At 50.8% G+C, this 12,615-nt stretch carries 11 protein-coding genes and 1 pseudogene; 3 read left to right on the top strand and 9 right to left on the bottom strand.

The annotated features are described in order from the left end of the window. Positions 1–12: 12 nt before the first annotated feature. From BM412_RS07735 to BM412_RS07715, 5 genes and pseudogenes are all read right to left on the bottom strand, one after another. Positions 13–1,956, bottom strand: coding sequence for an ATP-dependent DNA helicase (locus BM412_RS07735; RefSeq protein ID WP_091215941.1), 1,944 nt, complete (start codon positions 1,954–1,956; stop codon positions 13–15). Between the two features lie 127 nt (positions 1,957–2,083). Continuing rightward, a complete protein-coding gene (locus BM412_RS07730) occupies positions 2,084–2,281 on the bottom strand; it encodes a cation transporter (protein WP_091215937.1) in 198 nt (65 codons plus the stop codon). A 25-nt stretch (positions 2,282–2,306) separates the two neighbouring features. Further along, positions 2,307–4,571 (bottom strand): annotated as a pseudogene (locus BM412_RS07725) (heavy metal translocating P-type ATPase); the annotation flags it as partial. Positions 4,572–4,646: 75 nt separating this feature from the next. Beyond that, on the bottom strand, positions 4,647–4,970 hold the full coding sequence (locus BM412_RS07720) for a metal-sensitive transcriptional regulator (RefSeq protein WP_091215933.1): 324 nt from the start codon (positions 4,968–4,970) through the stop codon (positions 4,647–4,649). Between the two features lie 85 nt (positions 4,971–5,055). Further along, positions 5,056–5,589, bottom strand: a complete 534-nt coding sequence (locus BM412_RS07715) for a hypothetical protein (RefSeq protein ID WP_091215931.1) — start codon at positions 5,587–5,589, stop codon at positions 5,056–5,058. A gap of 238 nt (positions 5,590–5,827) precedes the next feature. Between BM412_RS07715 and BM412_RS07710 the strand changes: the two genes are divergently transcribed. Continuing rightward, on the top strand, positions 5,828–6,298 hold the full coding sequence (locus BM412_RS07710) for a C40 family peptidase (protein WP_091215928.1): 471 nt from the start codon (positions 5,828–5,830) through the stop codon (positions 6,296–6,298). A 29-nt stretch (positions 6,299–6,327) separates the two neighbouring features. Here the strand turns inward: BM412_RS07710 and BM412_RS07705 are convergent, their stop codons facing one another. Next, entirely contained in the window at positions 6,328–7,620 is a 1,293-nt protein-coding gene (locus tag BM412_RS07705) for a chloride channel protein (protein WP_177245700.1), read from the bottom strand. 140 nt (positions 7,621–7,760) lie between these two features. Here BM412_RS07705 and BM412_RS07700 point away from each other — a divergent pair, with 140 nt between their 5' ends. Then, the gene (locus BM412_RS07700) at positions 7,761–7,916 is read left to right on the top strand and encodes a DUF1540 domain-containing protein (RefSeq protein WP_090983801.1); all 156 of its coding nucleotides are present in this window, start codon (positions 7,761–7,763) and stop codon (positions 7,914–7,916) included. Between the two features lie 137 nt (positions 7,917–8,053). Here the strand turns inward: BM412_RS07700 and BM412_RS07695 are convergent, their stop codons facing one another. The 3 genes from BM412_RS07695 to BM412_RS07685 all read right to left on the bottom strand — a co-directional run bounded on the left by BM412_RS07695 (position 8,054) and on the right by BM412_RS07685 (position 11,734). Next, on the bottom strand, positions 8,054–8,860 hold the full coding sequence (locus tag BM412_RS07695; RefSeq protein ID WP_091215923.1) for a sugar phosphate isomerase/epimerase family protein: 807 nt from the start codon (positions 8,858–8,860) through the stop codon (positions 8,054–8,056). A gap of 76 nt (positions 8,861–8,936) precedes the next feature. Further along, a complete protein-coding gene (locus BM412_RS07690; protein ID WP_305728720.1) occupies positions 8,937–10,709 on the bottom strand; it encodes an ABC transporter ATP-binding protein in 1,773 nt (590 codons plus the stop codon). A gap of 65 nt (positions 10,710–10,774) precedes the next feature. Beyond that, complete coding sequence (locus BM412_RS07685; RefSeq protein ID WP_091215917.1) at positions 10,775–11,734, bottom strand: serine hydrolase domain-containing protein; 960 nt, start codon at positions 11,732–11,734, stop codon at positions 10,775–10,777. Positions 11,735–11,840: 106 nt separating this feature from the next. Between BM412_RS07685 and BM412_RS07680 the strand changes: the two genes are divergently transcribed. Continuing rightward, on the top strand, positions 11,841–12,608 hold the full coding sequence (locus BM412_RS07680) for an alpha/beta hydrolase (protein ID WP_091215914.1): 768 nt from the start codon (positions 11,841–11,843) through the stop codon (positions 12,606–12,608). The last annotated feature ends 7 nt before the right edge of the window (positions 12,609–12,615 follow it).

Below are 12,615 nucleotides of genomic sequence, written 5' to 3'. Positions count from 1 at the left end.
CTAGATGTCAATTCATTCAACGCTTAGAGTCAGGGGCTTAACGCCTCCCGGAAGAATGCGTTCTACTTGCTCCATCACCCGCGCATCCGCCAGTTCTTGGCCTATGATTGTAATCATCCCGGTATCCTCGCGACCACGAATCAACCGGCCTACACCTTGCTTCAACCGAAGCAGCATATGAGGCATGTCCACCGTTTCGAACGGATGCTCGGCATCTCTGCGTTTAGCGGTAAAGACAGGATCGTGCGGAGGAAATGGAAGCGACCACATCAGCACATGCGACAGCGAAGGACCGGGAATATCGAGCCCCTCCCATAACGTGACCGCACATAACACACTGGCTTCATCGCGTTGGAACGTCTCGATGAGATGGCTGATTTCAGCCGTCCCTTCAAATAGGAACCGGAACGCTGCATAATCCGGTATCGCTGCGATATCCGTTTTAAACTGCTGCAATTCTTCCTTGGACGGGAACAGAATAAGCGCTCGGCCTTCCGATTGTTGCAGTCTGCGCAGAGCAAGCTTCAGCTTGTCAGCCTGGCTGCTTAACGGCGCAACCGCCGCACTCATCTGCGACTCGTAATCATATGGCGACGCAACCGAGAAGGATAACGCCTTCTGAATGCCGAGACTGTCTGCGATATAATCAAACGAATTATTGACGGACATGGTAGCCGAGGAGAACACAATCGGCATGTGTTTCGAGAAGACGCGCTCCTCCAGGATCTCCTTCACCAGCTTCGGCATAATGACAAGCGTAATGCCATCCTGCTCTTCTTCGATCCATGTGATCAAACCGTTTGGTTTCTTGAATAAGTTCAGCGCAAGCTGGAGCATTTCGATATGCTCTTCCACAATGGTGAGCTGATAAGCATCGATGGTAAACATTCCGCTCTCGAAGACAAGCTCTTCTTCGATTGCCGCGAGTACAGCCCCGAAGCGAGTAACTTCCTTCAACAAGCGCTCCGACATGATCACTTCGCGTCGATCCGACGCTGCAACGGAACGGCTGCCGGCATCCAGCAGTCTGAAGAGCTGTTCGCTCTGTTCGATCGCTTCATCAATCGTAACGGCAAGCGTCTCACGGATCTCTCCTTGAAGCAGCCGCGTGATGATGGATTCAAAGACGTTGTGCTTCAGTTTATAGGTAAGTGCTTTCTGAGCTGCCGTCTCCAGCAGATGACCTTCGTCAAATACGACGGAGCTATGCTCGGGAAGCAACGGCAGCTGACCTTCGCGTTTACGCGCTTCATAGGTCCACACATGCTCCATATAGAAGTCGTGGGAGCAGATAATAATGTCAGCAGCTTTGCGGTAGTGCTCGCGTGAGAGCGTCTGTCCACAGCGATGTCTCCGCGAACAGACCAGGCAGTCCTGGAAGACGTCCCAACCGACCGCTTTCCACTGGTCGTCCGTCAGGTTCGGGTAATCCTTGCGATTGCCGTAGGGGTAGAAGGCTTGCATCGTACCGGGGTTATGGACAAAGTCAGGCAATGCCGCATGCATATCCCGATAAATCTCCGTATCCGTGAAGCCGCCTCTTGCATCTTCAAGCTTGTTCAAGCAAATATATTGATCCATCGACTTGCCCAGCCGCGCATCAATTGTCAAATCCAGATAACGTGCCAGCTTCGCGATATCGCCTTCAGGCTTCACCAGCTGTTCGATCAGCGATTCATCCGCGCAGGCAATAATGGCCGGTTTTCGCGTATATCTTGCATAGTTAATGGCATAAAGCAAATAAACGAAGGTTTTCCCAGTCCCTACGCCGGCCTCTGCAAAAGTCGTTTGTTTCTCGCTATAAGCCCTTTCCAGCTGAAAAGCCATATAGATTTGCTCATCTCGGAGTTCAAATCCGGCTTCAGGCAGCCGTTCGTAGAACACATCCGCAATCCAATCACTGGCTTGCTGGACGAAGGATTCTTTCGGGTCAAAGTCAAAAGGGTACTTGTTCACCTGTTTCAAAGCCTCCAGCATTACTTAATTTCTAACAACATTCAAACCGTAATCATACCATGTTTCCACTCAAAAAGGCTAATCCATCCCGTGGATTAGCCTTGATGAAAGAATTGCCACCTGCGATTTACACGACGTCGAATCCTTGATCTTCGATAAGTGTTTTAATGCGATCCAGAGAGATCGACTTCTCCTCGTAATCGACCATAACGCGGTTGCCCGGCAAATCAACCTTCGCTGCTACGCCGTTCTTCTTCAGCGCGCCTTCTATGCTGTTCACGCAATGCTGGCAGGACATGCCTTTTACTTGAATGGTGGTTGTCATTTGGAATCGCTCCTCTTCGTCTGAATTACTTGCGGAATCGTTGAAGTCTTAAAGCGCTGAGTACGACGGAAACAGAGCTCAGCGCCATCGCAGCCCCTGCCACCCATGGGGCGAGCCAGCCGGCTGCGGCAATCGGGATCCCAACTGCATTATAGGCTAGCGCCCAGAATAAATTTTGCTTGATGTTGCTCATTGTTTTGCGGCTTAGTGCGATTGCCTCGGGAATACTGCTTAAATCGCCGCGCATCAACGTAATATCGGCTGCTTCTATGGCAACGTCGGTCCCTGTTCCCATAGCCATGCCGATATCCGCGGTAGCGAGCGCCGGCGCATCGTTAATGCCGTCGCCAATCATCGCCACTTTAAGCCCGCGCGCTTGAAGTTTCTTCACTTCCTCCGCTTTGCCCTCCGGTAAAACTTCGGCAAGAACCGTCCGTATCCCTGCTTGTTCCGCGATTGCCCGGGCTGTAGATGCATTGTCCCCCGTAATCAGCACAACTTCCAAGCCAAGCGCCTGTAACGCTTCGACTGCTGCGCGAGATGTCGGCTTAATCCGATCCGCAACCGCGAGGAAACCTGCATACACGCCGTCTACGGCTGCGAGAACAACCGTATTGCCCTCGTTCTCCAGCTGTTCGATTGCGGTTAGATCCGCAAGCTCAACCCGATGCTGCGCAAGCAGGCGGCGTGTGCCGACAAGCAGCTCTTTCCCTTCGATGCGCGCCTCGATCCCGAAGCCGGGTATCGCGGCGAACGATTCCATCGCGGCTGCCTTCTTCATTCCCTGCCCGCGAAGACCTGCGGCAATCGCTTCGCCAAGAGGGTGCTCAGAACTGCTCTCGGCTGTAAGAACCAATCGCAGCACCTCGTCTTGTTCAAAGCCGGGTTCAACCTGATAACGCGTCAGCTTCGGTTTGCCTTCTGTCACGGTTCCCGTCTTATCAAGCAGTACCGCATCGATGAGATGCGCACGCTCCAGATGCTCTCCGCCTTTGAACAAGATGCCCAGCTCAGCCGCTCGGCCTGATCCGGCCATGATAGAGGTCGGCGTGGCGAGCCCCAGCGCACAAGGGCAGGCAATAACGAGCACGGCAATCGCTTTGCGCAGCGCCTCGGGAAATGCTCCGGGCTCAAGCGCAAAGTACCAGACCAGAAACGTTACAGCTGCGATTCCGATAACAATGGGGACGAAGATGCCTGAGATGACATCCGCAATTCGCTGGATAGGCGCCTTCGAACCCTGAGCTTCCTCGACGATCCGAATGATCGAAGCCAACACGGTTTCTTTGCCTACCTTCGTGGCTCTCATGACAAGCTGACCGTTTCCGTTGATCGTTGCCCCGATTAGCGGATCACCTGCCTGCTTCTGAACAGGGAAACTCTCTCCGGTTAGCATCGATTCATCGACAGACGAACGGCCCTCCAGCACAGCACCATCCACCGGAATCTTCTCACCAGGCTTTACGATAACTAAATCACCGGGCTGCACCTCTTCGATCGGAAGACGAACCTCGATACCTTCCCTTATAACGACAGCTTGCTTCGGTGCCAGCCCGATTAATGCGCTGATCGCTTGGGAGGAACGGCCTTTCGCCAGCGCTTCAAGCAGCTTCCCGAGCAGCAGGAAGGTGATAAGCAGCGCGCTCGTTTCATAGTACAGTTCAACACTATGCATCCCCATTCTTAGGGATGACAGCGTCTCGACCAAACTATAGAAATAAGCCGCGGATGTTCCGATCGCTACTAACACGTCCATATTGGCGCTTCTGCCGCGCAGCGCCTTATAGGCACCGATATAGAACGGAGCGCCGATTACAAATTGAACCGGCGTAGCCAAGACGAGCTGCAGCCAAGGATTCATGAACCAGCCCGGAATGTGAAGAAAGGATGCAAAAGCGAAGTGATCCGCCATGGCCAGCAGCAGCGGCAAAGAGAGCAGAGCAGAAACAAGTAACCGAAGCTTCAGCTTCCTCAATCCCGATTCACGTTGATCGCCGAGCTGCGACATTTCTTTATGTAGCTCAGCATGAAACCCCAGCTGATCCACTTTGCTCATCACGTCGCCAACGGCGATGACAGCTTCATTATATTCCACACGAGCGGTTTCCATCGTCAAATTCACGCTGGCACTCGTGACACCTTCCAGTCTAGATAGCCCCTTCTCGATCCGAGCCGCGCAAGAGGCACAGGTCATGCCGCTGATTTGTAGTGTCGTCTTCTGTATCGTCACGGTCGATCCATCCCCTTCTCCCCTCCGTATACCTCTGGAGGGTATGCTCTCAAAACCATCTTACCATACCCCATGGGGGTATTTCAAGTGGTGTAAAAAAGACCGCACAGCCTGCACTTCCGGTCTGTCGGTCTGTTATTTCATCAGTTTGTTCATGGTTACCAGCAGTTCCTTTACCACAGCATGATCGCCCTGCTGGATGCGCTCGATCACGCAGCTATTCATATGGTGCTCCAGCAGCAGCTTCCCAACCCCATTCAACGCAGACTGAGCGGCGGCAATCTGATTAAGCACATCATCGCAATACGTATCCTTCTCAATAAGACCCTTCAAGCCGCGTATTTGCCCCTCTATTCGGTTCAAACGGGTAATTAAGCTGTTCTTGATTTCATCGGTATGCGCACTGCGCCGGACTGAACCTTCTTGATCGTGGCAATGCTCATGTTCGGTATGGTTCATCCACATCCCCCTTTTCATACCATTCACTATATCATACCTCCAGGGGGTATACAACTTTACTCCGCTTTCATGCCTTCGTCCTACGTTAACCCTGATACAGAAACACGGCTGCAAGCACAAATATGCCAAGCCCGAATACGAGCGGATGCAGGAGCGGTGTCTGTTTACTGACTTCCTGCGTTTCCTCGTTCACCTCTTGTGATTCTTCCCGAATCAGCTGCAATACAACCAAATGAACGAACAGATACAGCACATCGACGAACAGCACCATCATCGCGGCATGCGTGCCCATCATGACACCAAGCATCGCGCCCATCATGCCTCCCATAATTCCCGCGAGCATGCCATCAAGCGCTGCCATCGTACTGACCGGCTTCCCTGCCAAGTAACCGCAGACAAGCCCAAGCAGCACCGATGCTGCTGTAGGAAATGATAAATCCTTAGGATACATGACCCCTGCAATAGTACCTATAGTGACGCTTGTCATCATCCCAATCGTCATTGCAATCATCATCCCGGCCATGCAGCTGATGAATTCACTTCTTAAATATGTACGGATGATCGACCATGCAGACATGCCTGCAACCCCAACAATACTGCCGATATAGAAGTAACTCATCAATCAAACGCCCCTTTGTACCCCATCATTCCATGATAGTATTCGGTCACGTCTGTCAATATTCGTTCGATGAAGAATTTCTAATGCATTTCTCATACTTCGGTTCAAACCCTTGTCATTCCTTATGAATCCGCTTTCTATGTAAATGATGGAATTTATTTATATGCTATAGTGTTCCTAGGTCATTTGTCCCAATCGGAGACAACGCATATATCAACTTCACAGGGGGAACTTGAAAATGAAAACGAACATCAGCAAATTGGTTATGAGTATCGCATTAAGCTTCTCTTTACTGGCAGGCGGCACAGTGGCTCTTCAAGCTACACCGGCTCATGCAACTTCAGCTGCGAAAGCGAGCAATATTATCAGCACAGCCAAAAAATATCTCGGTACACCTTATAAATATGGCGTTTCCACTTCAACAACCCGTTATTTCGATTGCTCTTCTTTCACTAAATACGTGTTTAAGAAGTACGGCACTACGCTTCCGCGTACGTCCAAGAGCCAATCCAAAGTCGGTTCTTATGTGAGCAAAAGCAACTTAAAGCCGGGCGACTTGGTTTTCTTCTATAAACCTATTCATCATGTCGGCATCTACATCGGTAACGGTAAAATGATTCACACGTACGGTAAACCGGGCGTAATGATTTCCAGCATCAACTCCGGCTGGTGGAAAGATCACTACGCTACAGCACGCCGAGTATCCTAGTTCGTGCAAATGAAAAAGGGAAGAAGCGCTCATTGCCGAGCGTTTCTTCCCTTTTGTCGTTTCGAGTGCAGCATGCTTAATCCCGGAACTTTAATATAATAGCGCGGCTTAGCGACGTCGATTAACTGCGAACTGTATATACCGGAATGTCCGGAGAACATATAACTGACGAAGCAAGCCAACAGCATATAACCGGCTCCTGAAATACCGAACAGCTCTAAACCAAGAACGGCACATGCCAGCGGTGCATTGGCAGCGCCGCTGAAGACCGCAATTAACCCGAGCCCGGCCAGGAATGCGACACTTAAATGGAGCAGCGGCGCGAGCGCATTGCCAAGCGCGGCCCCAATGACAAACAGCGGTGTAACTTCTCCACCTAGGTAACCGGTTCCTAATGTGACGACTGTAAACACCGTTTTCCATAGGAATGCTGCGCCGGGCACCTGCTCTTGAAACGATTGTATAAGTAGCGGCAAGCTTAATCCCAGATAGCGGCGTGTGCCCACGGCGAATGTTAACCCAATGATGACTAATCCTCCGACGACAGCTCTTAGCCAGCCGAGCGGCATCAGCTTTGAAGAGATTCGTTTCACGAAATGAATCGCAGCCGTGAAGATCAGGCTCATCCATCCGAACAAGATGGATGCAACCAGCACCTTCAGCAGAATAACCCAGCTAAAGGAAGAAATACCGCTGCCCATGCTGTAATCGATATGGTGAATCCCCCAAGCCAGCGTCGTGTAATTCGCAACAATTGCTGCTATGAGACTTGGCAAGATCGCATGATACGTGATCTTCCTTCCCATAATGACAACTTCAAGCGCAAAGACCGCCCCAGCCCAAGGTGTCCCAAATACAGCGCCGAAACCCGAACTTATTCCGCACAACAGAAAGATTCTTCTGCCTGCTGAATCCACTTTTACGATCCTTCCGAACCAATCGGCAAGGCTGCCGCCCATCTGAACGGCCGTCCCTTCTCGTCCGGCTGAACCGCCAAATAAATGAGTGACCCACGTTCCGATCAGGATAAGCGGAGCCATCCGAATCGGAACGCGCTCATAGCGATCCGGCAGGTCATCGCTCCTACGAATTTGTTCGATTAGGAGATTATTTCCCTTTGCGGTATTCGCCCCATATTTCGCAAATAAGAAGCTCATCCCCCCTCCGGCTGCTGGCAGAAGCAGCAGCAGCCAATAAAAGGAATTCTGAAGATAAGTTGCATATTCGAGTCCTGCCAGGAATAATGCGGCAGCCGAACCCACCGCAATTCCGATTATCGCGCTATACATCATCCATCTGATACTCTTTCGAATAATCGTCATCGTCATCATCGTCGCCCTTGCAAGCCTATTTGCTCCTAATCATAGCCGTTTCACAGCCATACAGGCAATAAACTTCTGCGGCTTGGGTATAAAAGGCATGCCAAAACGACCATCCTAAATGGGAACGGAGGTGAGTTCAGATGGCGAAAGATGTACTTTGCGAAGTCAACTCCTGCAAGCATTGGGCTGCAGGCAACCATTGCAATGCTTCTTCCATTTATGTGGTGAGTAACCGCGGGAAACAAGCAAACAATTCCGAAGAGACAGATTGCAAAACCTTCGAAGCGAAAATCTAGACGAATGCACGTTTTGCTTCATGAAACGACAACGAGCCGCCTCGACCAGAAGGCGGCTCGTCCTGTCCTTCTATACCGTAGTATAGCCAACAGTGATAATAATTATCATTGAGAATACAATTTGCAATAATTTTTAATTACGCTTGCCACTTCTTCACGTTTTCGCGGAAACGCTTGTAGATCCAGTCGTTAACTTCCCACAGATCTGCAACCGGTTGGTTCGTGTGCGGAAGGGTATGCATGTAGCCCGGAGGTCCGAATTCAGGAACAACGGTCGAAACCGCATGTCCTTGTGCCGCGCGGCTTTGGATCATTTCTTTCCACCAGCCTTCGAACAATGACACCTCATATGCATACTCCGGTGCCGATGGATCCGCTACTTGCGGTCCTTCCGCATAACCTACACGCGCATGAATATGAAGCGTACGGGAAATTGCGAGCTCGATATCCGCTCTGTTATCTTCCAGATGCGACTCACATACGCAAGTCCAGTGGCTGAAATCCGCAGTGATTTTGAGCTCAGGAAGCGCCTCAAGCAAACGAGCCGTCGTCCATGGCGTGAACATGGCACGCTGACGGTGCGTTTCATGACCGACCGCCAAGCCTGTCGAATGTTCTACAGCCAGCGCTTGTTCGAAGAAGTTGACTTGCTGCTCGAACGTCATGTGATCACGTGCGCTATGGGAGTTTACGAAGAGCGGTTTAAACGAAACCGCGCGCTCCACTTGCTCTGCGAAGCTAGCCGCATGGTCAGCGCCGCCTGTGAAGATTTGCGGGATAAAGTCAAATTTGAACTCTTCCAGCAGTTCCTTGAATTCATTCTCTTGATCGGCTTCAGGCATCGGTGTCTCAACACCGTCAAAACCTGCTGCTTGAATCCGGGTAAACATGTCCCGATATGTGCCTTCCATTCCCCACAATGCTTTCAGAAACTTCGTTTGCATCTTAGTGTTCCTCCTCAGACCTATACCTTTTAATAAAATTACCACACTTTACTATACACGTGCTCGTCCAGGCTGACTACTCTAATTCTACGGTTTCCCTCTCATGGAGCCGAAGCTGCTGTGTGGCAAATTCCAAATACAGCGGATGGGTTTCAAGCAGCTCATCATGCGTCCCGCTTCCGGTCAATTTCCCTTTCTCGATAAACAGAATTTGATCGGCATCCACAACCGTCGACAGCCGGTGAGCAATGACCAGCGTCGTGCGTCCTGCCATTAAATTCTTAAGCGCTTCTTGAACGACAACCTCTGATTTGCTGTCCAGACTTGATGTCGCCTCATCGAGCATCAGGATCTTCGGATCGCGCAGCAGCGCTCTGGCAATCGCAATACGCTGGCGCTGGCCGCCAGAAAGCTTGATTCCGCGTTCGCCGACTTCCGTATCATAACCATTTGGCAGCTCGCTGATGAATGTATGGGCATAGGCCATTTCCGCCGCACGCACGATCGTCGCGTCGCTGACTTCTTGATCCATGCCATAACATAAATTATCTCGAATCGTACCGGCGATCAACGGACTTTCCTGCGATACATACCCGAACTGGCTTCTCCACGACCTCAAATTGTAGCTGTCGATGGATTCCTTGCCAAGCTTGATAGTCCCGCCTGTCGGCTCATAATACCGTTCCAACAATGAGAACAAGGTTGTTTTCCCGCCGCCGCTCGGTCCTACGATTGCCGTAACCGTACCCGGCTCCACACGAAAATTAAGCTCAGCCAGCACAGGTTCGCCGTTCGCATAGTGGAAGCTGAGATCATGAACGGAGATGGCTTGATCCGCACGATCAACAGGTTTTCCGCCCTCGTGATCCTCTTCGGGAGCATCCAGTATCGCAATAATCCGTTCCGTAGCGCCGACTGTTTTCTTGAACTGGGTGAAGAATGAAGTGATCTGCGTCATCGGCATTACAATTTGAATCAGATAGAGAATAAATGCAACGAGCTCGCCGGCCGACAAGGCGCCTGAAGACACCCGCACGCCGCCGTAACCGATAATGACCACAAGCAGCATCATCATAACGAAAAACATCAGCGGTGCAATCATCGCTTGAATTCGCGCTTCTTTCAGACCGAAACTGAACAAACTGCTAATTTTCGTGCTGCCGGCTGTATATTCGCGTTTCTCGGCATTCATCGATTTCACGAGTCTGACTTCAGAGAGCACTTGCGTTAGCGTCGTTGTGAACGATGCGGTTTCTTCTTGCAGTCCTTTCGAAACGATATACATCTGACGGCCCAGCGGAACCAAGAACACGGCCGCTATCGGAATCACGCCGAGCATGACTGCGGTCATCTGCCAATCCATGTAGAACAATACGGCAACCGATCCGATTACCGAGATGATCCCGGTCAAGAAATTCGTTAAATTCTCGGAGATCAGCTGCTTCACGACTCCTGTGTCATTGGTCATGCGGCTGATCGTCTCACCGGTTCGGTGATTATCATAAAACGGAATCGGCAGCTTCAGCAGCTTCTTCCATAGCTTGTCGCGCAGGTTGGCCACGATTCGCTGTCCAACCGCATTTAACATATACATGGAGAACCCGCTGGCTAAAGCCTGCAGCACGAAGATGCCGCCGAACAACGTAATTTGCTGCCAGCTGAGATTGCTGATCGAGAAGCCGTCCACGAGATTTTTGGTGAACAACGGTATGATAAGCGAAATTAATGTCCCGATTAAACTCATCGAAATGGCGGTAATAATCAGTCCTTTAGACGGTCTTGTTTGACCGATCAATCGGAGCAGCGGTTTCCAGCTGCCGCTTGGCTTTGCTTGGTCATTCATGGTGATCAGTTCCTTCCCTGCGTATCTATTCTGGTAGTACGCGTTAAGCATAGCAGCTGTTTTTGAACGGATTATGAACAGAACGGAAGGATATGCTGGAAAAGAAGCTGCTTGGCCGCCATCGCGCTGCTCTTGCCCTCAGGCTCCTTGCGAATGGCCGCTACTAGATCATAAGAGGGTACGATGAAAATATACTGTCCCCCATAACCTTTGGCGAAGCAGTAATCTACGACACCGTTATGCGCCTCCGTCGATATCCACCAATGGTACCCGTATTCCCCGAATATCGGGGGCTCGTAATGAGCCAGCCCTTTGTGGTGAATCGCGGTTGAAGTTTCAACCCAGCTTCGCGGAATAACCTGCTCTCCCTTCCATAACCCGCCTTGCAAATAAAGCTGACCGAATTTCGCCATGTCTCCGGAAGTCATATGCAGCCCCGCTCCGCCTTCATATATCCCGTCATGACTGTTCCATCTCGGCTTACGAAATCCCAGCTTCTGAAACAAATGCTCCTCTGCGAAGGCATAGGTCGATCGTCCGGTAGCTTTGGTCAGAATCGCTGATAATAAATGAGAACCGCCGGAATTATATGCAAAAGCTTCCCCAGGGTCATGCGCCATCGGCTGCGCGAGAATGAAAGAGATCCAGTCGTCCGTTCGCTTCATTTTCCAATACGGCTTATCGAAATCCGGCCATTCCAATCCGGACGTCATGGATAGCAGATGCTTGATTCGAATGGCATGTTTGCGCTCATCATCTGCTGCCGCCACGGGAAAGAAATCGGTAATCGGCTCCTCGATCCCTTTAATGTGTCCTTGCTCGATAGCGATGCCGATTAAGGCAGATAGAATGCTCTTCGTGCAGGAGTAGATCGCGCCAACGCGATCGATGTTCTTGTCATGCCATTCCCACAGCAGCTCACCGCCTCGGAGAATGACGACATCGTTTATTTTCCACGTATCCAGATGACTGCGAAGATCTTCGGTATAGAGTGCTACCCCATGTGCCGGCGTAGGCGTCAATAAATCCATATGTACATAATTCCTTTCTCACTGGCTGAATGAGATGCTGACATGTAAAATAAGAATAGCTTGTCTGATTTTAACAAATGCGAATAAACCGGAGGTAATGAACGGGATGGCTCTTATTCAATGTGATTTCTATTCGGAAGTGCTTGGCTTGTCCATGTCGATGAACGTTATTTTACCACAGGCTGCTCCCTCGCAGATTGGGATGGCTTCTCATGCCGGACAGCAGAAGCATAAGACCTTGTTCCTGCTTCACGGCTTGTCGGATGATCATACGATCTGGCTTAGAAGGACGTCAATCGAGCGTTACGTAGCTGAACTTGGCATCGCTGTCGTTATGCCGGCCGTACATCGCAGCTTTTATACCGATATGGTTTTTGGCGGCAACTACTGGACGTTTATCAGTGAAGAGCTGCCAGCCATCGCCCGCTCCTTCTTCCCGCTGTCGGACCGCAGAGAAGATAATTTCGTTGCAGGCTTATCCATGGGCGGTTATGGCGCATTTAAACTGGCGTTGAATAAACCGGATTCGTTCGCGGCTGCGGCGAGCTTGTCGGGCGCGCTGCATTTGAGAGACCTTAGCGAGCGTTGGCCTTTTGAGTATAACCTGATTTACGGATCCACTAATAAATTAAATGAGCTGCCCAACTGTTTATTCCTGGCCGCTAAGCAGCTGGCTGAATCAGGGAAACCGATTCCGATGCTCTATCAATGCTGCGGTACCGAGGATTTCTTATATGATCATAATGCCCAGTTCCTTGAGCATGCGCTGAAGCTTCGACTCCCCCTTACCTATGAGGAAGGGCCGGGCGAACATGAATGGGGCTATTGGGACAAGCAGATTCAACGCGTGCTTGCATGGCTGCCACTTAAGTAAAGACAAT

Origin of the sequence: Paenibacillus sp. BC26 (assembly GCF_900116125.1) — a bacterium.
In the GTDB taxonomy this organism is placed as follows: domain Bacteria; phylum Bacillota; class Bacilli; order Paenibacillales; family Paenibacillaceae; genus Paenibacillus_Z; species Paenibacillus_Z lignilyticus.
The sequence above is the reverse complement of the archived record's forward strand: the minus strand, read 5'-3'. Positions and strand labels throughout refer to the sequence as shown.

Excerpts from the sequence above, each read along its gene's own strand:
- BM412_RS07730 (WP_091215937.1), bottom strand. The coding sequence starts at position 2,281 with ATGACAACCACCATTCAAGTAAAAGGCATGTCCTGCCAGCATTGCGTG.
- BM412_RS07720 (WP_091215933.1), bottom strand. The coding sequence starts at position 4,970 with ATGAACCATACCGAACATGAGCATTGCCACGATCAAGAAGGTTCAGTC.
- BM412_RS07715 (WP_091215931.1), bottom strand. The coding sequence starts at position 5,589 with ATGAGTTACTTCTATATCGGCAGTATTGTTGGGGTTGCAGGCATGTCT.
- BM412_RS07710 (WP_091215928.1), top strand. The coding sequence starts at position 5,828 with ATGAAAACGAACATCAGCAAATTGGTTATGAGTATCGCATTAAGCTTC.
- BM412_RS07705 (WP_177245700.1), bottom strand. The coding sequence starts at position 7,620 with ATGACGATTATTCGAAAGAGTATCAGATGGATGATGTATAGCGCGATA.
- BM412_RS07700 (WP_090983801.1), top strand. The coding sequence starts at position 7,761 with ATGGCGAAAGATGTACTTTGCGAAGTCAACTCCTGCAAGCATTGGGCT.
- BM412_RS07695 (WP_091215923.1), bottom strand. The coding sequence starts at position 8,860 with ATGCAAACGAAGTTTCTGAAAGCATTGTGGGGAATGGAAGGCACATAT.
- BM412_RS07685 (WP_091215917.1), bottom strand. The coding sequence starts at position 11,734 with ATGGATTTATTGACGCCTACGCCGGCACATGGGGTAGCACTCTATACC.
- BM412_RS07680 (WP_091215914.1), top strand. The coding sequence starts at position 11,841 with ATGGCTCTTATTCAATGTGATTTCTATTCGGAAGTGCTTGGCTTGTCC.